This window comes from Mycobacterium sp. IDUB_21, assembly GCF_055419425.1.
This window is the reverse complement of the sequence record NZ_JBVAXQ010000004.1, coordinates 309125-330513: the sequence shown is the minus strand read 5'-3', so window position 1 is coordinate 330513 and position 21389 is coordinate 309125. Positions and strand designations below refer to the sequence as shown.

Genomic DNA, 21389 nt, shown 5'->3' with positions numbered 1-21389 from the left:
CGCACCGACAAAACTAGAGCTATCGCCCGACCCCACCGTGAAAGGCAAGACAGGCGCGGTCGAGTGGTACCGGGACACGATGGGCCTGAGCAATGTCGGTATCGGACTAGTCACCAAAGCGACCAACGACCGGACGCTGCCGAGCTACAAGATCAGCGGAGCCATCTGGTACAGCACCGTCGACCTCTACAACTTTGTTCAGGGCATGAGGAGAACCGCATGAGCACTATCGACCCGAAGCGTCCCCAGCGCCTCATCGACAAGTACGGCACCGACCGACCGCCCAACCCCGACAATCCGATTGTGGCCGCGATGTTCGACGCGGAGCGGATCGTGGCGCGAACATTCAACTGGCGTCTCGGCGCGGACCTGCGGCAGCTCTGGGACCCGGCGCAGTGCCCCGAAATGTATACCGTCGCGACCAAGGCGCATCGTGAGCTACACCTGGCGGTAAACAGCGGCAAAGTCGAAGTCACAGATGGCGACGGGCAGACCATAGATCCCAACGCTGACGATGCCGCGGTGCTCGTCAACTTTGTTGGGTCTCCCGAAGTTATCGCAGTGCGCGGCGATACTGACGGAGACCTATTTGCCGCCGTGTACCGCACAACCTGGCACGGTGCGGTTCGGCGGGTATCCGCCGAGCATTGCCAAGTTCAGATCATGCCGCAGTGCGGCGGCATGAAAGGTCAACGTGCCGTAGAGTTCTGGCCCTGCCTGCGCGGTCGATACTTGCTTATGTTCATGGTGTGCCCGGCATGCCGCGACCGCGCCATAGAGATTGCAGAGGACGGCCAAACGCTGGCGGTCCTAGCTGCTCACGAACGCCTAGCCGATATGCGGGACCCCGCATGGGCACGCACCGCGCCCCGGTGGATGCGGTGGAGGGCCGCCATCCGGCGACGGCTTCGACGGCGACGGTAGACCCCGCTGCTATGGCCGCTGGTGGCCTGCGAGCACCCGGACGACAGGGTGATAGCGGGGGCGGTTCGCAGCGGTCGGTAAGCAATGTGATCTGGCCCACAGTTTTTGCCCGTTGAACCAAACTGGCCCTTCGCCTGACTCCACCAAAAATCGTTCTTCGCTCCACGGGGCAACCAGGCGGCAATACGGCGGTGCGCCCGAAATCGCTGTGCCTGATGCAACATTGCTGATCCGCGTAGCTTGGGTGGCGAGGCTGCGGGACTCGCCTGCGGGACGATGCCAAGGAAGGCAACAGAAATGATAGATGCCGAAATCCTGGATGACGAATTCAGACAGGAACTACAGCACAAGCTGAACGAGTACGTGGCCAGCGCGATTGCCGCGGAACCGCCGATTGTGTCGCTGCGGCGACTGGTGGAGGCGACCGGCGGCCCCGCCACATTGGTGGTTGGTCACGCGACTGCTGAGCTGGACGGAGACACCTTGACCTTGAGCACCATCGGGCCGGACCCGGTTGAGGACATGGCTGCAGTGCTGTGGGGTTCGCTGTCAAAAGTGATTCGATCGCGCGAGTGGAGCAGCGATGAGGTCAGAATGGAGTTGAAGGTGCACGGCGTATCACGCCTGCAACCCTCGTCCGCCTAAACCCGTTCCGCCGCTGTCGCGTTCGCCGGTCAAAAGGTCGGCGGCGCGGCGGCGGTTCAGGTAGTATCGGAGTTTGGGCCGAGTAGTTAGGTCCGGTCGAACGGCGCCACCTTGGCGGGCAGATACGCCGTTCATCAACAACCAAAAGGGAGTGCACCGAACACCAATCCTGGTGCCGGTGTTGGTTTGTCCTGCCTTCAACCAGGCCAGGACAGCGACCCTGGAGTTGTTTGTGAAACACGATGACCCGGTGCTCACCGAGCAGCAGCTATTCGAATACCTGCGTTACGAGCGCGGACTGCTCGGCGTAACCCGGCATGCAGTGAAGCAGGCGGTGATCCACCGCAGAATCAAACCCACTCAGCTGCAAGGCAGGAACTGGTTTTCCAAGCGCGACGGTGACGCGTGGATTGAGTCGTGCAAGAGCACTGAGCCGAGCAAATTTACCGGCGTCCACGCGGGCCGCGCGGCGAAAGCCCATGCAGCACAGTAAATGGAAATCCCCGGCACACACATTGGCGGGCGCACCGGGGACTACCGAACAAACGAACCTGAAGGATCAAGACAGGCGTACCCGATGATACCTGAGCCCGCCACCCGCCAAAACCTCGCCAGCGATGGCGAATACACAGCGTATGACGTGCTTGCTGCACTCGGAGCCACTGCCCGCGAACGTATTCCGATATGCACCCGTTCCCCGGGCGAACCGTTCAGATCGCACCTGTATGAGGTAGGCGACTTGGCCGGCTGGTGTCCACCGCAGGACCGCGACGTGTGGTTTGGTGTGAACCCTGTTGGGCGGCATGTGCGGCAGGGACGCAAAGGCCGTGAAGGCGACGTCACCCGCGTTCGGGCGCTGTTCGCGGACTTCGATGTCAAGCCGGGCAAGAGCCTCGACACACTCGACCAGTGCGATGCCGCGGCATGGACCTTGGCCGACTACCTGGGTGCATCGCCGGTGGCCCTGATCGAAAGCGGCCACGGTCTACAGCCGATCTGGCGCGTCGGGTCACCGCGCGGCGACAGCAACGTTATCGACCGCGACCGAAGCCGCGATGAGCTCCGCGAGATCTGGTGGCGCTTCGGCGCGGTCGCCCAGGACGCGGCACGGAGCGCGCTGTGGTCGCCGAATGGTGCCCACAACGGGCGGACCATCGACGGCGTGTTCAACCTGGACCGGGTGCTGCGGTGCCCCGGTTCGGTGAACTGGAAGAACCCCGACGAGCCGGTGCCGGTACGTACCCGGCTGTACGCGGGCGGGACGGTGGGGCTGCGCGGCTTGGTGGCCCGGCTGGACCGCGACGGAGTGCGCCCCCTCGCGGCAGTACGCCCGACTGATGCGACGGTGGAGACGAGCTGGGGCGAGGCGACCGAATGGGTAAGGCGTCAACCCGGTGCTGGCCTCGCGATAGCCGACCTACAGCAACTCTCGCCGAGCCGAACGCTGGGCATGTACCTGGACACGGCACGGCTGGTACGGATGATCGCGAATGGGTCCGAGGGTGCCCACAAGGCGATGATCGTCAAGGTCCAGCACGCGGTGTATGCGGCCCAAGAAGGCCGCGGGGGTCTGGTGTTGGCACTTAACAAGATCGGCAACGCCTACCTGGAAGTCATGGAAGCCCGCGCGCGTGGGGAGCTGGCCGGCGATGCCCGACCGCGGCCTACTGCCGTGCGTGAGATTGAGTCGGCGGTAGCCGGTGCGGTGGCGAAAGCACGAGGCCGGGCGACGGTGCGGAGTGCGGCCGAATGGGCCGAGCGTGCCTCTACGACGACTGAACGGCGGCGATACCGCCGCCGCTACCGCCCGCGATACCGCACCGCCTACCGGCCCGCCTACACGAAGCAGGGACGGTGAGCCCGGTGAGCAACCGCATTGATTTTGAGCCGGACCCTGACGAGTTGGAGCGCGCGCTACGGGACCGGATATTTGACGACCGGCTGAACCGGCTGTGGGAGGCGTACCAACACGGCGCGGCAGGCGAGCAATCGTCATGGGCGCCTGTTGATCTGCACGAATATGTATATGGCGACATTGACGAACTGGTGCCTGCGCTACTCACCCGCGACGACGGCAAGAGCCTGCTGTATGCAGGCTGTACGCACTCGATCCACGGTGAAACTGGGTCCGGCAAATCATGGTTGGCCCAATACGCGGTAGCGCAGGTGCTTGAGAACGGCGGCATGGCGTTGTATGTGGACTACGAGTCCACGCCCAATCCCATCGTCAAACGGCTACGGCGGCTGGGCGTATCGCAAGATGCTTTGAAGGCCGGACTGGTGTACGTGCGGCCTAAGCAGAGTCCCGACACGCTCGACATCGACCGGATGGCGTTCGCGGAGTTGTTGGGGTCCAAGTACGACATAGCGGTCATCGACGGCGCGAATATCTCCCTGGCGCTGTGCGGGCTGAACCCGAATGCCGCGACTGACGTTGCCCGGTGGCATGACTTGATCCTGTTGCCGATAGCGGAGAAAACGAATGCCGCGACCGTCGCTATCGACCATGTACCAAAGAACAGCGACCGAAACGGGTTTGCCTTCGGAAGCCAGCACAAGATGGCCGGGCTAACCGGAGCCGCGTACACGGTGGAGAAGGTGGAGCCGTTTGGCCGTGGGCGCCGGGGGATGGCGACGTTGCGAGTTGGTACTAAGGACCGCGAGGGGTATGTCCATGGCCTGGGGCTAAACGATGATCACCAGGACGGGCTGCTGGTAGCCGAGTTCCACCTAGACGCGACGGCGAGCGTTGATGAGATCAAAGCTCATCTGTCGCTGCCGGACCCGAATGTGTCGCGCAAGGGGAAGCCCGGTAAGCGGGCCAAGAAGCCGACCCGCGTTATGGAGTTGGTGAGCCGCTACCTGGAGCGGACGGAGAGTGAAAAGGACCGCTCGCAGAAGCGAACCGAGGACGCGATCATGGCTCAGTTCGCGGGCAAAGATGACGCCCCGACGCGGGCTGATATTCGGCTGTCGCTCAATGTACTTGCGAGTGAAAGTGATGGCCGCGGACGACACCTGACGACGACGCCGAACCCCAGAGGCGGCGTTTGGTACGCGGTAGCGAAGGCGTACCGGGAAGCCGACGATCGGGAATCAGCTAGCTATGTGCACCCCAAATTCCAGGTCGCGCTTGCTGATTCTGACGTCGCCAATGATGACGCTGAGGCCGAAAATGGGTGACCTCGCCGAACCTCGCCAAACCTCGCCGTGGCGAGGTCTGAGCGAACCTCGCCGACCTCGCCGTCGCCCTACGTAGTAGGCGAGGTGGCGAGGTTCAGCGGCGACGTGGCCGGGTCTAGGCCGGTACCGGGGCGTGGCGAGGTTAGCGGCGTTGTCGGAGAGCCGAAAACACCGAGAGAGAAATGGCGATTGCATGAACGTCTACACCGAACAGCCGCCGCCGTATTGGCTGCAACCCAACCGGCTCAACAGGCGCGGGCACCTGACGCGGCCCCGCCGGAACCCGAACGCACCGCCCCGGCCCGTGGATTACACCCGACCCGGAACCCGATGAGATGAGGAGCGAACGATGAATGAAACCAATAGCAGCCGTAACCCTTCGACCGCGCCCAAGGACAGCCGCGAAGCGACCACGGACTTCAAGAGCGGCGGGATGCGGTGTACTGCTAGAAGCTCGCGCACCGGCGAGCCGTGTAAACGCCCGCCCATGCTCGGCGGGAACGTGTGCTATCACCACGGCGGCGCGGCCCCGCAAGTAAGAGCCAAGGCGCAGAGGCGCTTAGAGCAATCCTGCGATGCCCTCGTGCAGAAACTCTTGGGGATAGCGCTCGACGGCGACGTGCCGGATCACGTCGCGCTCGCGGCGATTCGCGACGCCCTGGACCGCGCAATGGGCAAGGCGACTACGACCGTTGAGGTGTCGGCAGTCCAGCCGTGGGAGCAAGTCATGAACGACATCGTCGGCGTCGCGCAGATCACGCGCGCCGAGTCCCAAGCCCGACAGGGCCTGCTGCCGGAGCCGCCCGCCCTGGTCGCGTCAGAGCCTATGGAGGTCGTGGACGCGGAACTCGTAGACGAGCCCGATTCGCGGCCCCCTCGTGGCGAGGCCGAGCGAGACCGCTACGACCGGCCCGACGAGCCCACCGGCCCCGACGCATCCCGGAGCGGCCCACCTAGCCGCCCGCCGGGTCGGGAGCTAGCGACCTTGGAGGACGCGACCGCCGACGCCGCCGCCGCGAATAGGGCAGCCGCTCGGTTAGGTCGGCTACGAAAGATGCGCTGATCAGCCCATCACCGCAGGCCAGACGTTATTTATTGGTTAGCTGGCGTAGCGTAATAGCCGTAATGACCGTTTCGGCGGTTTAGGCGAAACAAGGAGGACCGATGAGACGACTACTCGTCGCGCTGGGCATCGCGGGTGCTGCGCTGGTAGCCCCGGCCATAGCCAACGCGGACCCTGTGCCGTTCCCGTACTGCGCTTACGACCCGACCGGTAACGCGGGGTCATGGAGCGACCCGTGTCTACCGGTCGGGCCGCAACCCGATGGCCGGTACAACCCGCCGGCCATGCAGTGGGCACCGGCTACCGACCCCGACACCGGCCTGACCCAGAACCCCTACGTCGCGGGCGGTGGGCAGTGGTGACCGGGGCGAAGCCGCTACGGGTGGTCGGCTACGTGCGGGTCTCCACCGCCAAGCAGGGCGACACCGGCCACGGACTTGGCGCGCAACACCAAGCGCTGGAACACTTCTGCTTCACTCACGGCTACGAGCTGCTGACCGTGACGAGCGACGTTGTTAGCGGAGCAGCATCAGATCGCATGTACGGCAGGGAAGTTGCGATAGCGGCTATCGAGTCGGGCGTGGCCGATGCACTGCTGGTGCGGGCGCTAGACCGTGCGACCCGCGACCAGGAGGACGCAGCGAAGCTGTTCAAGCGCGCCGAGCGGAACGCCTGGCGGCTGATGGACTGCGATAAGGCCGACAGCGGCGATCCCAGCCAGCGCCTACTCGCCGACATTCGCATAGCGGTGGCTGCTGAGGAACGCCGCAAGATCAGCGAGCGCACCCGCGAAGGTCTTGCCAAAGCGCGCAAGGCGGGCAAGCGCCTTGGCCGGCCACCGCAGGTAGACCCCGCCCTGGCCGAGCAGATCACGCACATGCACACCCGCGACGGCCTGAGCGCCAACATGATTGCTCGGGAACTCACCGAGCGCGGGATACCAACACCACGCGGCGGGGTGCGGTGGTACCCGACGACGGTCAGCGACATCCTCAAGCGCGCCAACAGAGATAAGGCGGCAGCATGAACAAGTTCAAGGTAGGCGACAAGGTACGCCTGCTAGCGAAGGGCGAGCCGTGGCCTGTCGGGGAAATCGGCACCGTCGCCGAAGTCTTCACCGGTGACGACGGCGAGCCGGTGTACTACGTGCGGTACTACCCCGACGAACCCGCCTATACCCACAACTGCGGGCACCACCTAGACGACGATTTGGAGCCCGAGTGACCGGCCCGCGCCGCAGCCAACACGTGACCGCCCAGCCAACCGAAAGGAATTGACCCGTGGCAAGTATTCAGAAGCGTGTACGCGCCAGCGGCACAACAACGTACGTGGTGCGCTGGTACACACCGGACGGCGAACAGCTGACAAAGGGTGGGTTTCGCACCCGCAAGGAGGCCAAGGCGTTCGCTGCGAAGGCTGACGCGGCGGTGGCGGCGGGGATGGACTTCGACCCGGCGCGGGGAAAGGTGCTGTTCCGTGACGCGGCTACGTGGTGGTTGAGGTCGCGGGCCGACCTCAAGAGCGCGACCCACAACAACCACGCCTACGCCCTCGCCCCGGCGGCGACCCGTCGCGGCGACGGCAAGACACTGGGGATTGATGCGATGTTCGGCGGCTACCCGCTGAACAAGATCACCCGCGAATACATCCAGGATTGGGTGAACGCGCTGACCGACGCAGGCAAGAAGCCGAGCACGGTCCGCCATGCGTTCTTTACGGTGCGAATGGTGTTGGAGCAGGCGGTGGTTGATGGCCGGCTGAGCAAGAACCCCGCCGATCATGTCAAGCTCCCCAAGGAACACGCCCGCAAGGGTGGGCCGATAGGAGTGGTGGACGACCCGAAGCAATTCCTCACCCCGGAACAGGTGTCCGCTCTTGTCGCCGCAACGCCTTGGCCTTACAACACACTGGTCCACACTGCGGCGTGGGCCGGGTTGCGAGCGGGGGAGCTGGCGGGTTTGACGGTGGGAGATGTGGAGTTACCCGCGCCATCACTGAACCCGAATGCGCCCACGAAGCCGGGTACCTTGCGGGTACAGCGCGCCGCGCGGGTCATCGGGGCGCAGCTGGTCTACGTGGCGCCGAAAACCCCCGGCTCCAATCGGCGCGTATCGCTCACTCCCGAGACGACGGTGCTGCTGCGCGACTACCTCGCGGAGCACCCGGGTGCCGATAAGCCGACCGCGCCATTGTGGCCCGGTGTGGCGTTGACCCCACCCCGGCCCACCGGGGTATCTACGCCGATTGCCGATGGCGCGACGGCCACAGGAAACGGCAGCGCCGCCAGCCCGACCGCGAAAGCGAAAGCCCGCCGACAAGCCGACGCTCTCGCCGCGCTGTCGGTGACCGAAGCCAAGGCGCGTCTTGACCTCGACTGGTCGAAGCCGCTACGGCACCCGACGTTCTACAAGGCGGTGTACCGGCCCGCTGTGTTGCGGGCGAACCGCCTGACGCCGACCGCCGGGCTGTCACCCGCGCAGTCGTTTCACTCCCTTCGCCACACCTACGCGAGCATGTGTATCGCTGCGGGGATACGGCCCATCGACATCGCAGAACTCATGGGCCACCGAGACGTCAAGACGACGTTGACCGTGTACGCCCACCTGATCAACACGGATGACCACGCGGGCAACATGGCCGCGCTCGGGGCCTTGGCTACACCGAAGCCGAGTTACACCAGAAATGTTGTGCCGCTGACGGGTTAGAAGGGCGGAATGTCGCGCTCTAAGCGATCAAGAAGCTTGTTCAAGGCCGGTTCGCCATCAGCGATCTTGCGAAGTTCTGCAACCGCTTCCCAGGGTATTTCCACCCGAGCGTAGGCCATTTCAAACAGATCGATGAGCCTGCGCCGGATCGCAATATCGCGTCCTGAACGCGGTCTGCTGCCGGGGGTCTCCATCTTTCGCAGGCGGAGGTCGATCCGCTCGACCATTTGGCCAATCTGAGCTAACTCCTGGCCCCGAGGATCGGTAGACGTCTCAAGCGTTTGCCGATTGACGGCGTGCGTGACCGGCGACTGGATATCTGCGCCAGATTCGATGTCACGCACCATGTTTGCAAGCATCTCGCGGGCCTTAGCGGCACTCTCAAGGTCGCGGTGGTTTACGAACACCGTTCTGTAGGCGCGGACGTCAAAGGGCAAGTCTTCGCCCTCTTCAATCAGCTGGATGTACGGCTTCCGAAACGAATGTCGGATCGCAAGTTCGTAGAACACATTGGCGTTGTGACCCGTCAAGTCCGCTATCAAAAGATCGGCTTCGATGAGGTCGGCAACGATCTGTGTTGTGATTTCCCCTGACTTGTCGATCTCGTCTGCGCGGATAGTTTCGTAGCCGAGCGGGTGGAGTGCCTCGTCAATGATGTAGGTCTTTACTAGGTCGCTACGCCTACGATCTTCACTGCCTGATGCCCCGATGGGCGACGCGATAAAGCATCGCTTTTGCCGGAACAAAGTGGTCTGGCCATCCGCTTGATCCGGCTCTCCGCCTGCCCCATCTGTCACATAGGAATCATGGCAGACAGCTTGTGACCTTGCGTGATGTTTCCCTTGTATGGAAACGGGACAAGGGACCGCTAAGGGACCATCGCTCTCACCGGGCGAGCTGGTCGCGGTAAAACCCCTGCTCAACGTGGAGCCGATGACGGGAATCGAACCCGCGTATTCAGCTTGGGAAGCTGATGTTCTGCCATTGAACTACATCGGCACTGGTGCGCTAGCAGGCTAGCATTCGCGGTCCGGCTGCCAGGCAACGATCGCGCCGACTGTGCGGAATCGTTGGCCCAGGCGTCGAAAGCCGAACCAAACCGCACACTCGACGCTGCGGGCGGTGCGCAAGCCGAGCGGATACGCTCGTGCGGTGCTGCTCTCCGATCGCGATCTGCGGGCCGAAATCGCCGCCGGCCGGCTGGGTATCGACCCCTTCGACGACGCCCTGGTACAGCCGTCCAGCGTGGACGTCCGCCTCGACAATCTGTTCCGGGTGTTCAACAACACGCGCTACACCCACATCGACCCAGCGCAGCAACAAGACGAGCTGACCACCCTGATCGAGCCGAAAGCCGGCGAGCCGTTCGTGCTGCACCCCGGCGAGTTCGTGCTGGGCTCCACCCTGGAGTGCTGCACGCTGCCCGACGACCTGGCCGGCCGGCTGGAGGGTAAGTCGAGCCTGGGCCGGCTGGGCCTGCTGACCCACTCCACCGCGGGATTCATCGACCCGGGCTTCTCCGGTCACATCACCTTGGAGCTGTCCAACGTGGCTAATCTGCCGATCACGTTGTGGCCGGGGATGAAGATCGGTCAGCTGTGCCTTCTGCGGCTGACGAGTCCGGCGGAGCACCCTTACGGCAGCACGCGGGTAGGGTCGAAATATCAGGGCCAGCGCGGGCCGACGCCGTCCCGCTCGTACCAGAACTTCATCAAGTCCGGTTAGCCCTTCGGATGTGGGGTAGTCCTGCGGATGTGACGGCTGCCGCGCCGTTGCGATGAAGCCGCTATCGGCTGACCCCGGCGGGGGTCCGGCCCCCAGTCCTGGCCGATCAGCAGTGGGGTGGAGGTTTTAGGTGGATATCGTTCTCGGGATGTCGGTAGCGCCCTCGACGGTCCGCATGGTGTTGGTGGAAGGCGAAGGCGCCGACGGGGTGACGGTGGAGCATGACGACTTCGACGTCAGTGCCGGGGGCCAGAGCGCGCCGGAGCGGGTGGTTTCTGCGATCCTGGGCACCCGGGAGGGTGCTCGCGAGGGCGGCTATCAGCTCAGTTCGACCGGCGTGACCTGGAGCGACCCGGCCGAAGCCGCCGCGCTGCGCGAGGCCCTGGTCGGGCACAAGGTCGAGAACGTGATGCTGGTATCGGCGTTTCTGGCTGCCGCCGCGCTCGCCCAGGCGGTAGGCAGTGCGACCAGCTACGCCCGCACAGCGCTGCTGTTCGTTGAACCCGAGGTGGCCACTTTGGCGGTGGTCAACTCCGATGACGGCGCGATCACCGAGATTCGCCGGCAGCAGCTGTCCTCCGACGACACGCGAGCGGTCGGCGAGCTGACCGACATGGTTGCCGGTGCGCAACGGCTGGAATCGCGGCCCGAGGGGCTGTTCGTGGTGGGCTCGGGCGGTGTCAATGTCGCGATGATCAAACCGGAGTTGGACAAGGTCAGTCCGCTGCCGGTCAGCGCTCCCGAGGAGCCGGACATGGCGCTGGCCCGCGGGGCGGCGCTGGCCAGCGCGCACGCACCACTTTTCGTGTCGTCCACCCGGGCGCTGGCCTGGGCGCAGGACCCGGGCACCGGAGCGCTGGACCCGGCGCTGGCCGGCCTGGCTGGTGTCGGCTACGCCTACGTCGCACCGGAGGCGGTGGACTACAACGCCACCGCCACCAATGAGCCGCTGGCCTACAGCGCGGTTCCGGACTACACCGACAGCGGCTACCTGCTCTCGGGGGCCCAGCCCGTTGTCGACGATCCCGAACTGGTCGACTCCCGGCTGCTGGACTTCAGCACCGGGATCCAGCAGCGCGAACGCAAGCCGATACTGGTCACCGGGGGGGTGGCGGCGCTGTTCGTGGTCGGGGTGCTGGCTCTGGCGATCGCAATGGCGGTGGGCATGCGAGCGGCCAACCATCACGGTCCTGACGTGCGCGCCAACGTCGTCACCCAGAAGCCCGCGCCGCCCAAGGCCGCCGTTCCGCCCCCACCCCCACCGGCGTCGGCTCCAGCACCAGCGCCTGCCGCCGAACCGGCCCCGCCACAAGCTCCAGCCCCACGAGCGCCTGCGCCCCAGCCAGTGGCTCCGCCACCACCGGCCGCGCCGCCGCCTCCTCCGCCCATGATGCCGAACCTGAACATTCCGGGTCTGCCCGGCGGCCCGCCGATCCTCGGACCGCCCCGCGGCGGTTGGGGTCCCGGCGGTGGCCACGGCGGCGGGCACGGTGGCGGGCGCGGTGGCGGCAAGGGACCCGGGATCAAGATTCCGCTGCCGATTCCGGGCCTGCACTTCTGATGGTGGGGATTTATCCCGCAAACCGATAAGATGGGCTAATCAATCGTCGGCCGTAGTGGAGGAGGTGCGGTGGACATCGTTCTCGGCGTGTCGATGGCACCGCCGTCGGTCCGCATGGTCCTGGTCGAAGGGGAGAACGCCGGTGGCGTCACCGTCGACGAGGACGGCTTTGAGGTGGACACCGGTGGCGCGGCGTTTCCCGACCAGGTGGTGTCGGCCATCGTGGGCACTCGGGAAAGCGCCCAGGAGGGCGGCTACCGGCTGGCGTCGACGGGTGTGACCGTCGCCAACCAGCTGCAGGCCGGCCAGTTGCGCGACGCGCTGGCCGACCGCCGCGTCGAGAACGTGATGCTGGTGTCGGCCTTCCTGGCGGCGGCCGCACTGGCGCAGACGGTAGGCGGAACCATCGGTTACGAGCGGACCGCATTGATGTTCATCGAGCCCGACGGTGCGACGTTGGCAGTCGTCGACTCGACGGACGGATCCATCACCGAAGTTCACCGGGTGGCGTTGCCGGCCGATGACGACGCGGCGATCGGCGAGTTGACCGCCCTGGCCGCGCAGGCCGGCCGGCTGGAGTCCAGGCCCGGCGGCTTGTTCGTGGTCGGATCCGGAGTCAATGTCGGCCTGGTCAAGCCCGAACTGGATGCGGCCAGTCCGATCCCGGTCAGCGTGCCCGAGGAGCCGGAGATGGCGCTGGCGCGGGGCGCGGCGCTGGCCAGTGCCCATGCGCCGCTGTTCGACTCGTCGACGTCCGCGCTGGCGTGGGCGCGCGACCCGGGCACCGGCGTGATCGATCCGGAGCTGGTCGCGCTGGGCCTCGCCTACCGGGCCGGCGGTGCGACCGACTACGACGAGCATGCCCTGGCCTACAGTGCGGTCCCTGACGACGCCGACAGCGGCTACCTGGCCTTCGCCGACATGGACAGCACCGATGGCGGCGTTGTCGAAGACTATGCGCCCAGCTCCGGGCTGCGCCTGTTCGACGACATCGAGCCGCCTCGGCGCCGCAGGCCCTTCCTGCTGGCCGGCAGCGGGCTGGCGGCTTTCTTCGTCGTCGGGGTTTCCGCCCTGGTGGTGGCGCTGGCGGTCAGTATCCGGCCCACAGCATCCGATCACCCCGCCCCGCAACAGCACATCGTCGTGCCCACCCAGCAGGCGCCGGCCCCGGTCCCCGAGGTGGCGGTCCAGGTGCCCCCCGCGCCGGCTCCGGCGGCTCCCGCCCCGGCGGCCCCGGCGCCACCTGTTGCGCAGGCTCCGGCGGCCCCTGCACCGGTGCCCGCGGCCCCCGCACCGGCCCCGGCAGCGCCTGCTCCGGCAGCTCCCGCGCCGGTGGCTCCTGCACCGATACCGATCCCCGTGCCGATCCAGGTGCCCAGGCCGGTACCGATCGAGATTCCGTCACCGGCCGCACCCGCCCCGAAGCAACCGGAGTTGCCGCCGATCTTCAAGCCGCCCGCCCAGAGTCCCCCCAAGAACGACAACCCGTCCTGGCTGCCCGGTAACAACGGGGGCGGCAAGAACGACAACCCGTCGTGGCTGCCCGACCTTGATGGTGGCGGCAAGAAGGGCGGCAACCCGTCGTGGCTGCCCGATCTTGATGGTGGCGGCAAGAAGGGCGGCAACCCGTCGCCGTGGCTGCCCGGCGTCGGCACCAACGGCGGCGGAAATAACCCATGGCTGCCGGGGCTGGGCGGCGGCAGCGGCGGCGCTCGTGGCGGCGGTGGCGGCTCGTGGTTCCCCGGCCTCGGAGGGGGCGGCGGTGGTGGCGGCCACAAGGGCGGCCGGGGCGGCGGCTGGCCCTTCTGAGCCGACGCGCAATCGACTAGCCTGGCGGCGTGGATTACGCCGCAGCATTGCTCGATGAGACCCGTGCCCTGGGTGAGCTGGTCCGCTCCGGTGATCCTGAGCTGGCGGTCCCGACCTGTCCGGAGTGGAATCTCACGCAGCTCTTCCGGCACGTCGGGCGCGGACATCGTTGGGCCGCACAGATCGTCGCCGATCGACTGGACCATGCGCTGGCTCCGCGCGACGTCGTCGACGGCAAGCCCCCCGCAGACCCCGACGCGGCCACCGAATGGCTGAACGACGGCGCCCAACTGGTGGTGGACGCGATCACACAGATCGGGGCCGACACTCCGGCGTGGACGTTCCTGGGTCCACGTCCGGCGGTCTGGTGGCTGCGCCGCCGGCTGCACGAGGCGACGGTGCACCGAGCCGACGCCGCGCTGGCGCTCGGCCACCACTTCGTACTGCCGCCGGAATTGGCCGCCGATGGGATCACCGAATGGCTCGACCTGATCGCGGCGCGCATCGGGCGCGATGGGCAACCGCTGCTGGCGGACGGCCAAAGTGTGCACCTGCACGCCACCGATGACGGCCTGGCGGAGGCGGGGGAGTGGACGATCAACCGGTCGGCGGACACCGGTGCGCTGAGCTGGTCGCATGAGCACGGCAAAGGGTCGGTGGCACTGCGGGGCCCGGCCCGCGACCTGTTTCTGGCGACCATGCGCCGGGTTCCGGTGGCCGACACCGACATCGCGATGTTCGGTGAGACCACGGTGTGGCAGGAGTGGCTCGACCACACCGCGTTCTGACTGCGAGGGCACACGGTAGTTTGCAGGGCATGAGCACATCGGAGATCGCGACCATCCTGGCCTGGCACGACGCCTTGGCCGCCGGTGACCTGGACACCCTCGAAAAGCTTTCCAGCGATGACATCGAGGTAGCCGACGCCGACGGTGCCGGGCAGGGCCATCAGGAGCTGCGGCGCTGGGCCGCGGCGGCGGAGATCACCGCCGGCATCGGCCGGATGTACGTGCACAACGGTGTCGTGGTGGCCGAGTTGACGCCCGTCGGCGCCGAGCCGGCCCAGGCGGTCGCATTCCGGGTGGTGCGCGATCATGTCACGGCGGTGTTCCGCCACGACGACCTGGATGCGGCGCTGGCCGCCACGGATCTCACCGAGGCCGACCGCGCCGACTGAGGCCGAATTGATCTAGGCTCAACGATCATGCGCGGGATCATCCTGGCCGGTGGCTCGGGCACTCGCTTGTATCCGATCACGATGGGCGTCAGCAAGCAGCTGCTGCCGGTGTACGACAAACCACTGGTCTATTACCCGCTGTCCACCCTGATGCTGGCCGGTATCCGCGACATCCAGGTGATCACCACCGGCCACGACGCGCCGGCCTTTCAGCGATTGCTCGGCGACGGCAGCGCATTCGGGGTCGACATCAGCTACGCGATCCAGGATCAGCCCGACGGACTGGCTCGGGCGTTCGTCATCAGCGCCGAGCACATCGGCTCTGAATCGGTCGCGCTGGTGTTGGGGGACAACATCTTCTACGGGCCCGGCCTCGGCACGAGCTTGCGTCGTCACCAATCAGTCTCGGGCGCGGTAATTTTCGCCTACTGGATGGCCGATCCGTCGGCCTACGGCGTCGTTGAGTTCGATGCCGACGGCAAGGCCATGTCGGTGGTGGAAAAGCCGACCGCCCCCAAATCTCACCACGCGATCCCGGGCTTGTACTTCTACGACAACGACGTCGTCGAGATCGCCCGGGGCCTAAAGCCATCCGCGCGCGGCGAGTATGAGATCACCGACATCAATCAGGCCTACCTCGAACAGGGCCGGCTCAGCGTCCAGGCACTGGCCCGCGGCACCGCGTGGCTGGATACCGGCACGTTCGATTCGTTGCTGGACGCGGGCGACTACGTGCGCACCATCGAACGTCGTCAGGGTCTCAAGATCGGGATTCCCGAGGAGGTGGCCTGGCGGATGGGGTTCATCGACGACGCCCAACTCGCCGCCCGGGCCGAGTCCCTGCGCAAATCCGGGTATGGAGATTACCTCTCGGGGTTGTTGGAGCGTCGGTAGCTCGCGCCGAGGATCGCAGAGCCGGCATCAAGGCCGAGCGCGCACGCAACCACTACCTCGACAACGTGCCGCACGTCACCGAACACTGGCAGAACGGCGGAACCTACGATCCGGACTGGCCCCCGGCCTCGCCCTACGCGCGTCGGTAGCCGACCAGGAAGTTGCCCAGGCGTTCAATTGCGCTGGACAGGTCGCGGGCCCACGGCAGCGTCACGATGCGCAGGTGGTCCGGCGCCGGCCAGTTGAACCCGGTGCCCTGGGTGACCAGGATCTTCTCCTGCAGCAGCAGATCCAAGACCAACTGCTCGTCGTCTTCGATCGGGTAGATCTCGGGGTCCAGGCGCGGGAACGCGTACAACGCGCCGCTCGGCTTGACGCAGGAGACGCCCGGAATCTCATTGAGCTTGGTCCAGGCGACGTCACGCTGCTCGAGCAGGCGCCCGCCCGGCAGCACCAGGTCGTCGATGCTCTGGTGGCCGCCCAACGCCACCTGAATGGCGTGCTGGGCGGGCACATTCGGGCACAGTCGCATGTTTGCCAGCAGGCTGATGCCCTCCAGGAAACTGGTCGCGTGCTCCTTGGGTCCGGTGATCGCCACCCAGCCTGCCCGATAGCCAGCCACCCGGTAGGCCTTCGACAGCCCGTTAAAGGTCAGGCACAGCAGGTCCGGCGCCAGGGTGGCCATGTTGGTGTGTTCGGCGTCGTCGTAGAGGATCTTGTCGTAGATCTCGTCGGCCAGCAGCAGGAGTTGATGCTTGCGGGCCAACTCGGCGATCTGGCTGAGCACCTCGCGGCCGTAGACCGCGCCGGTCGGGTTGTTGGGGTTGATCACCACCAGCGCCTTGGTGCGCTCGGTGATCTTTGATTCCATGTCGGCGATGTCGGGCTGCCAGCCCTGGGTCTCGTCGCACAGGTAGTGCACCGGCGTGCCGCCGGCCAGCGAGGTCGACGCCGTCCACAGCGGATAGTCCGGCGCCGGGATCAGCACCTGGTCCCCGTTGTCCAACAGGGCCTGCAGCACCAGGGTGATCAACTCGGATACCCCGTTGCCCAGGTACACGTCATCGACGTCGAAGCGGGGGAAGCCCTCGACGAGTTCGTAGCGGGTGACCACCGCGCGGCGGGCCGGCAGGATGCCCTGCGAGTCGGAGTAGCCCTGCGCGTACGGCAGTGCCTGGATCATGTCGCGCATGATGACGTCGGGCGCCTCGAAGCCGAACGGCGCCGGGTTGCCGATGTTGAGCTTGAGGATGCGGTGCCCCTCGGACTCCATCCGGGCGGCTTGGGCGTGGATCGGACCGCGGATCTCGTAGAGGACGTCCTGCAGTTTTGTTGACTGCGCGAAGGTGCGCTGTCTCAACTGACTGCCGGCGGCAGACCAGGGCATCTGATGGGGCAACTGATGAGCGGTCACGTCGACAATGTTCCCATAGCTGTCCAATCAAAATTTGCCCGAGAAACAAGTTGGGGCCGTATGTGCACCCACACGGCCCCAACTTGTTATCTCAGCGTTTGCCCGGCGGCTTCGCCCCGCGCTGGATGCCCAGCCCCTTCACCGGGGGCTGTTCCTTGGGGGCTTCGGCCTGCGCAGCAGCCTCGGGAGCGGCCTCGGGAGCAGCCTCGGGCTCGGTAGCGGCCGAGGCGGGTTCGGTGGCCGTCGATGCGGGCTCAGCGGCTGCGGCTGCCGGTTCCGCAGCCGCCGGGGCCGCCTTCTTGGCGCCGGGCTTGCGGGCGCCTGCCGCCATCCCGAGCCCCTTGACCGGTGCCGCGGGGGCGGCCGGTTCTGCGGGCTCAGCCGGTGCGGCGGGCGCAACCGACTCCGCAGGTGCTGCGGTGCCGGACTCGGAGGCCGGCGCCGCGGAGGCCGCCGCCTTCTTGGCGCCTGGACGCTTGGCGCCGCCGGCGATCCCCAACCCCTTCACCGGGGCGGCCGGGGCCGCGGTGCTTGCCTCGGAGGCCGGTGCGGCCGATGCGGCTGCGGCGGGGGCGGCCTTCTTGGCGCCGGGTCGTTTCGCCCCACCAGCCATTCCCAGCCCCTTGACCGGGGCCGCGGTCTTGGCCTCGGCTGCCGGGGCTTCGGCCGGCTTCTCCACCGTCGCGGTGGCCGTGGGAGCAGGCGCGGACGCCGCCTTCTTCGGGGCCCGCTCGGCAGCATGCTCGGCAGCGGTGCCCTTCGCCGGCAACGTCACCCCGGACAGATCCAGCGAATCCAGCAGCAGCTGGGCGATGTCACGCACGTCCACGCCGGTACGCCCGGAGGCCTCGATGCGGTCGTCGAGGCCGTCGCTGATCATCACCCGGCAGAATGGGCAGGCGGTGGCGATCGTGGTGGCACCGGTGGCCAGCGCCTCGTCGACGCGGTCGTGGTTCACCCGCTTGCCGATGTGCTCTTCCATCCACATCCGGGCCCCGCCGGCCCCGCAGCAGAACGAGCGGTCGCGGTTTCGCGGCATCTCGACCAGGTTGCCGCCCGAAGCGGTGACGAGCTCACGTGGCGGCTCGTAGACCTTGTTGTGCCGGCCCAGGAAGCACGGGTCGTGATAGGTGACGTCCCGCGACATCGGAGTGACCGGCACCAGCTTCTTGTCCCGGACCAGCCGGTTGAGCACCTGGCTGTGGTGCAGCACGGTGTACTCGCTGCCCAGCTGCGGGTATTCGCGGGAGATGGTGTTGAAGCAGTGCGGACAGCTGGCGATGATCTTGCGGTCCGGTTTGTCCACACCGTCGAACAACTCGTTGAGCGTCTCGACGTTCTGGGTGGCCAACTGCTGGAACAGGAACTCGTTGCCGGAACGGCGGGCCGGGTCGCCGGTGCAGGTCTCTCCGGTGCCCAGCACCAGGAACTTCACCCCGGCGGCGGCCAGCAGTTCGGCGGTCGCCTTGGTGGTCTTCTTGGCGCGGTCCTCATAGGCGCCCGCGCAGCCCACCCAGAACAAATACTCGAACCCGTCGAAGCTCTCGACGTCCTGACCGTAGACCGGGATGTCGAAGTTGAGTTCGTCGATCCAGGCGGTGCGCTCGCTGGCGTTCTGCCCCCACGGGTTGCCCTTGTTCTCCAGATTCTTGAACAGCACGGCCAGCTCGGACGGGAACTCCGACTCCACCAGCACCTGGTAGCGGCGCATGTCCAGGATGTGGTCGATGTGCTCGATGTCCACCGGGCACTGCTCGACGCAGGCGCCGCAGTTGGTGCACGACCACAGCACATCGGGGTCGATCACGCCGCCCTGTTCGGCGGTGCCGACCAGCGGCCGGGTCGCCTGCTCCGGGCCGGAGCCGCCGATGCGCTCGAAGCCCTTCTCCGGAACGTGGTGGCCCGCCAGCGGTTTAGCGTCGGCCAGGTCGACGTCGCCGGCCGGCGCTTCCTTGTCGCCGAGCAGGTAGGGAGCCTTGGCCATCCAGTGGTCACGCAGATCCATGATCAGCAACTTCGGGCTCAACGGCTTGCCGGTGTTCCACGCCGGACACTGCGACTGGCAGCGGCCGCACTCGGTACAGGTGGCGAAGTCGAGCATGCCCTTCCAGGAGAAGTCCTCGATCTTGCCGCGGCCGAACACCGCGTCCTCCGGGGGGTCGTCGAAGTTCAGCGGCTCGCCCTCGTACTCGATCGGCAGCAGGGGACCGAGCCCGTTGGGCAGACGCTTGAAGGTGACGTTGATCGGGGCCAGGAAGATGTGCAGGTGCTTGGAGTGCAGCACGATCAACAGGAAGCCAAGTGCCACCGCAACGTGCAGCAACAGCGCGACGGTCTCGATGCTCTCGTTGGCAGCGAGCCCCAGCGGCGCCATGATCTTGCCCATCAGCTGCGACAGGTAGGCGCCCTTGCCGTAGGGCAGGCTGCCGGTGTTGACCGCGGCCCCGCGCAGCAGCAAGAACGTCCAGACGACGTTGAGGATCATCACCAGGATCAGCCAGGCGCCACCGTTGTGTGAGCCGTAGAACCGGGAGGCCCGGCCGATCTCGCGGGGGTTGCGCAGGACGCGGATGATCATGAACACGAAGATCGACAGGGTCACCGCGGTGATGAAGAAGTCCTGCAGGAAGCCCAGCGCGTCCCAGTGGCCGACCAGTGGGATGGCGAAGTCATGCTGGAACATCTGCCCGTAGGCCTCGACGTAGACCGTGATCAGGACGAAGAACGCCCACATGGTGAAGAAGTGCGCGACGCCCGGGATGCCCCACATGAGCAGCTTGGCCTGGCCCGCGACCTCACGGATCTGGGTCCACACCCGGGTCTTGACGTCGGTGGTCCGCTCGGCGCCGACCTTCACGCCGGACATGACCAGCCGGTAGAGCCAGAACACCCGGCGTGCGGCCAGGAGGCCGACGACCGCCGTCATGGACAGGCCGACGACCAGCCTGATCAGCATCTGGACATTTTCGGTCACGGAGTGTCTCTCCCATCCACAAGTTACCGGCCAGTAACTTAGTTAGAGTTACTGACGGGTAACTTACCGCCAACCTTGCGCAATACCTGTTCAAGCGCTGCTTGATGCTCGCCCATAGTGCCACCCCGGTCCCGCCCAGCGCGACGCAGGCTGGCCTAACTGTATCGGCTGGCGAGCGTTCGGACGGGCTTTCTCGGTCCGTGACGGCTATTGACGCCTCATAGCCCGGGCGGCAGCGGGATGACGATTTCCGAGGGCGGTTGTGCCGCCGCGGTCGTGGTCGGCGGAGCCGCGGTTGTGGTGGTGGGCGCCTGGGTGGTGGTTGGAGCGGTGGTGGTCGGCGGTTCAGTGGTGGTTGGCGCCGTTGTGGTCGTCGGGGCCGTTGTGGTGGTCGGAGCGGTCGTGGTCTGCTCGGTCGTCGTGGCCGGGCCTTCGCCGGTGGTGGTTTCGGGCGCGACCGGCGCGGGGTTCGGCGCGGTCGGTGAATCGGTGGGCGCCACCGTGGTGGAGGTGACCGACGTCGTGGCCGGTGTGCTGGGACCGGATTCCTTGTTCACCAGCCGGACCATCCCCCACACCAGTGCGGCGATCAGCAGCGCCGTCAGCACACCCCAGCCGATCAGTGCGAGCGGCTTGAGATACCAGGGGGTCGCCGGCGGCTCGGGTGGTTCGGACCAGCCGGGCTGCGGTCCGCTGGGCTCGCTGGGCTCGCGGTATTCGCTGTAGTAACCGGCCGGCTCGCCATAGTTGCCGCCCCCGCGATAGTCGTAGTCGGCCATCTGGGTCGGTTCGTCATTCGGGTCGTCCGGCGTTCGGTCCACGCGCACCGATGGTAGGTGCCGCGGCTGACGAAACGCCGCGCCCGCACCTGACGAGTAGCTGTGCCGTCTCCCGACGCGGCGGGCCGAAGCGCGTCAGCCCTCCGAGCGGCGTCGCGCGACAAACTCGAACACAGCTCGCCAGCCGAGCAGGAACGCGGCGGTCACCGTCGATGCGACCACGACGAAAGCCCACGCCACGCCTGCAGACGTCGCTGCACGCAAGGCCATGCCGACCAGTACGGTCGAGATCCAGACGACCACCCCGGTGGGAACCAGGGCCGTAGGCCTGCGCCAGCCGCGGGACAACAGCCAGCCCAGCGCCGTACCGCTCAGAAACGGCCAGGCCGCGGCTGCCAAGCCGCTGATATCGGCGCCCTCGTCGTGACTGCGCCGGCCGAGCGCGCAGAAAATCAGAACGGCCACAACATCGATGCCGAGCCAGGCCGGCCCGCGCCGTGGTTGCATGCGGCGAGCGTACCGGGCCGGCGCAGGGT

General features: G+C 66.6%; 22 protein-coding genes and 1 tRNA gene. 17 read left to right on the top strand and 6 right to left on the bottom strand.

The window, feature by feature from the left end; all coding sequences use genetic code 11:
• Positions 1-37: 37 nt before the first annotated feature.
• The 11 genes from ACZYY4_RS08785 to ACZYY4_RS08735 all read left to right on the top strand — a co-directional run bounded on the left by ACZYY4_RS08785 (position 38) and on the right by ACZYY4_RS08735 (position 8520).
• Positions 38-223, top strand: coding sequence for a hypothetical protein (locus ACZYY4_RS08785; protein WP_463809491.1), 186 nt, complete (start codon positions 38-40; stop codon positions 221-223).
• Positions 220-924 (top strand): hypothetical protein, encoded by a 705-nt coding sequence (locus tag ACZYY4_RS08780; RefSeq protein ID WP_463809489.1) that lies wholly within the window; start codon positions 220-222, stop codon positions 922-924. The genes ACZYY4_RS08785 and ACZYY4_RS08780 overlap by 4 nt, the downstream gene beginning before the upstream one ends.
• Before the next feature lie 297 nt (positions 925-1221).
• The gene (locus tag ACZYY4_RS08775) at positions 1222-1569 is read left to right on the top strand and encodes a hypothetical protein (RefSeq protein ID WP_463809487.1); all 348 of its coding nucleotides are present in this window, start codon (positions 1222-1224) and stop codon (positions 1567-1569) included.
• Between the two features lie 172 nt (positions 1570-1741).
• Positions 1742-2062 carry a hypothetical protein gene (locus ACZYY4_RS08770; protein WP_463809485.1) on the top strand — a complete coding sequence of 107 codons (321 nt, stop codon included), beginning with the start codon at positions 1742-1744 and terminating at the stop codon, positions 2060-2062.
• Between the two features lie 291 nt (positions 2063-2353).
• The gene (locus ACZYY4_RS08765; protein WP_463809483.1) at positions 2354-3427 is read left to right on the top strand and encodes a hypothetical protein; all 1074 of its coding nucleotides are present in this window, start codon (positions 2354-2356) and stop codon (positions 3425-3427) included.
• Between the two features lie 5 nt (positions 3428-3432).
• Complete coding sequence (locus tag ACZYY4_RS08760; protein WP_463809481.1) at positions 3433-4752, top strand: AAA family ATPase; 1320 nt, start codon at positions 3433-3435, stop codon at positions 4750-4752.
• A 349-nt stretch (positions 4753-5101) separates the two neighbouring features.
• Complete coding sequence (locus tag ACZYY4_RS08755) at positions 5102-5815, top strand: hypothetical protein (RefSeq protein ID WP_463809479.1); 714 nt, start codon at positions 5102-5104, stop codon at positions 5813-5815.
• Between the two features lie 101 nt (positions 5816-5916).
• The gene (locus ACZYY4_RS08750; RefSeq protein WP_463809478.1) at positions 5917-6177 is read left to right on the top strand and encodes a hypothetical protein; all 261 of its coding nucleotides are present in this window, start codon (positions 5917-5919) and stop codon (positions 6175-6177) included.
• Complete coding sequence (locus ACZYY4_RS08745) at positions 6174-6842, top strand: recombinase family protein (RefSeq protein ID WP_463809476.1); 669 nt, start codon at positions 6174-6176, stop codon at positions 6840-6842. The genes ACZYY4_RS08750 and ACZYY4_RS08745 overlap by 4 nt, the downstream gene beginning before the upstream one ends.
• On the top strand, positions 6839-7039 hold the full coding sequence (locus ACZYY4_RS08740; protein ID WP_463809474.1) for a hypothetical protein: 201 nt from the start codon (positions 6839-6841) through the stop codon (positions 7037-7039). Before ACZYY4_RS08745 ends, ACZYY4_RS08740 begins: the two co-directional genes overlap by 4 nt.
• A gap of 56 nt (positions 7040-7095) precedes the next feature.
• Positions 7096-8520, top strand: coding sequence for a tyrosine-type recombinase/integrase (locus ACZYY4_RS08735; protein ID WP_463809472.1), 1425 nt, complete (start codon positions 7096-7098; stop codon positions 8518-8520).
• On the opposite strand, the gene ACZYY4_RS08730 is transcribed toward ACZYY4_RS08735, so the two are convergent.
• Both ACZYY4_RS08730 and ACZYY4_RS08725 read right to left on the bottom strand, forming a co-directional pair.
• Entirely contained in the window at positions 8517-9317 is an 801-nt protein-coding gene (locus ACZYY4_RS08730) for a hypothetical protein (protein ID WP_463809470.1), read from the bottom strand. The genes ACZYY4_RS08735 and ACZYY4_RS08730 overlap by 4 nt on opposite strands.
• Before the next feature lie 128 nt (positions 9318-9445).
• Positions 9446-9519: transfer RNA gene (locus ACZYY4_RS08725), tRNA-Gly, on the bottom strand.
• A 153-nt stretch (positions 9520-9672) separates the two neighbouring features.
• On the opposite strand from ACZYY4_RS08725, the gene dcd reads away from it, so the two are divergent.
• The 6 genes from dcd to rfbA all read left to right on the top strand — a co-directional run bounded on the left by dcd (position 9673) and on the right by rfbA (position 15686).
• Complete coding sequence (gene dcd / locus ACZYY4_RS08720; protein ID WP_463809468.1) at positions 9673-10245, top strand: dCTP deaminase; 573 nt, start codon at positions 9673-9675, stop codon at positions 10243-10245.
• A gap of 130 nt (positions 10246-10375) precedes the next feature.
• On the top strand, positions 10376-11806 hold the full coding sequence (locus ACZYY4_RS08715; RefSeq protein WP_463809467.1) for a DUF7159 family protein: 1431 nt from the start codon (positions 10376-10378) through the stop codon (positions 11804-11806).
• Positions 11807-11875: 69 nt separating this feature from the next.
• Positions 11876-13615 carry a DUF7159 family protein gene (locus ACZYY4_RS08710; protein ID WP_463809465.1) on the top strand — a complete coding sequence of 580 codons (1740 nt, stop codon included), beginning with the start codon at positions 11876-11878 and terminating at the stop codon, positions 13613-13615.
• A gap of 29 nt (positions 13616-13644) precedes the next feature.
• Entirely contained in the window at positions 13645-14403 is a 759-nt protein-coding gene (locus ACZYY4_RS08705; protein ID WP_463809463.1) for a maleylpyruvate isomerase family mycothiol-dependent enzyme, read from the top strand.
• Between the two features lie 29 nt (positions 14404-14432).
• Positions 14433-14792: a nuclear transport factor 2 family protein gene (locus ACZYY4_RS08700; RefSeq protein WP_463809461.1), complete on the top strand. Its 360-nt coding sequence runs from the start codon at positions 14433-14435 to the stop codon at positions 14790-14792.
• A gap of 27 nt (positions 14793-14819) precedes the next feature.
• Entirely contained in the window at positions 14820-15686 is an 867-nt protein-coding gene (rfbA, locus tag ACZYY4_RS08695; RefSeq protein ID WP_463809459.1) for a glucose-1-phosphate thymidylyltransferase RfbA, read from the top strand.
• Positions 15687-15819: 133 nt separating this feature from the next.
• Here the strand turns inward: rfbA and ACZYY4_RS08690 are convergent, their stop codons facing one another.
• The 4 genes from ACZYY4_RS08690 to ACZYY4_RS08675 all read right to left on the bottom strand — a co-directional run bounded on the left by ACZYY4_RS08690 (position 15820) and on the right by ACZYY4_RS08675 (position 21360).
• Positions 15820-17127: a pyridoxal phosphate-dependent aminotransferase gene (locus ACZYY4_RS08690; RefSeq protein ID WP_463809457.1), complete on the bottom strand. Its 1308-nt coding sequence runs from the start codon at positions 17125-17127 to the stop codon at positions 15820-15822.
• Between the two features lie 64 nt (positions 17128-17191).
• Positions 17192-20056 (bottom strand): (Fe-S)-binding protein, encoded by a 2865-nt coding sequence (locus ACZYY4_RS08685; protein WP_463809455.1) that lies wholly within the window; start codon positions 20054-20056, stop codon positions 17192-17194.
• Between the two features lie 236 nt (positions 20057-20292).
• Entirely contained in the window at positions 20293-20895 is a 603-nt protein-coding gene (locus tag ACZYY4_RS08680; protein WP_463809453.1) for a hypothetical protein, read from the bottom strand.
• Positions 20896-20988: 93 nt separating this feature from the next.
• Positions 20989-21360 (bottom strand): DUF3054 domain-containing protein, encoded by a 372-nt coding sequence (locus ACZYY4_RS08675; RefSeq protein WP_463809451.1) that lies wholly within the window; start codon positions 21358-21360, stop codon positions 20989-20991.
• Between the last annotated feature and the right edge of the window lie 29 nt (positions 21361-21389).

Bases quoted from the DNA above. Each gene is read 5' to 3' on its own strand.
- ACZYY4_RS08685 (WP_463809455.1), bottom strand. From the start codon at position 20,056: ATGCTGATCAGGCTGGTCGTCGGCCTGTCCATGACGGCGGTCGTCGGC.
- rfbA (WP_463809459.1), top strand. From the start codon at position 14,820: ATGCGCGGGATCATCCTGGCCGGTGGCTCGGGCACTCGCTTGTATCCG.
- ACZYY4_RS08700 (WP_463809461.1), top strand. From the start codon at position 14,433: ATGAGCACATCGGAGATCGCGACCATCCTGGCCTGGCACGACGCCTTG.
- ACZYY4_RS08780 (WP_463809489.1), top strand. From the start codon at position 220: ATGAGCACTATCGACCCGAAGCGTCCCCAGCGCCTCATCGACAAGTAC.
- ACZYY4_RS08755 (WP_463809479.1), top strand. From the start codon at position 5,102: ATGAATGAAACCAATAGCAGCCGTAACCCTTCGACCGCGCCCAAGGAC.
- ACZYY4_RS08675 (WP_463809451.1), bottom strand. From the start codon at position 21,360: ATGCAACCACGGCGCGGGCCGGCCTGGCTCGGCATCGATGTTGTGGCC.
- ACZYY4_RS08750 (WP_463809478.1), top strand. From the start codon at position 5,917: ATGAGACGACTACTCGTCGCGCTGGGCATCGCGGGTGCTGCGCTGGTA.
- ACZYY4_RS08775 (WP_463809487.1), top strand. From the start codon at position 1,222: ATGATAGATGCCGAAATCCTGGATGACGAATTCAGACAGGAACTACAG.
- ACZYY4_RS08740 (WP_463809474.1), top strand. From the start codon at position 6,839: ATGAACAAGTTCAAGGTAGGCGACAAGGTACGCCTGCTAGCGAAGGGC.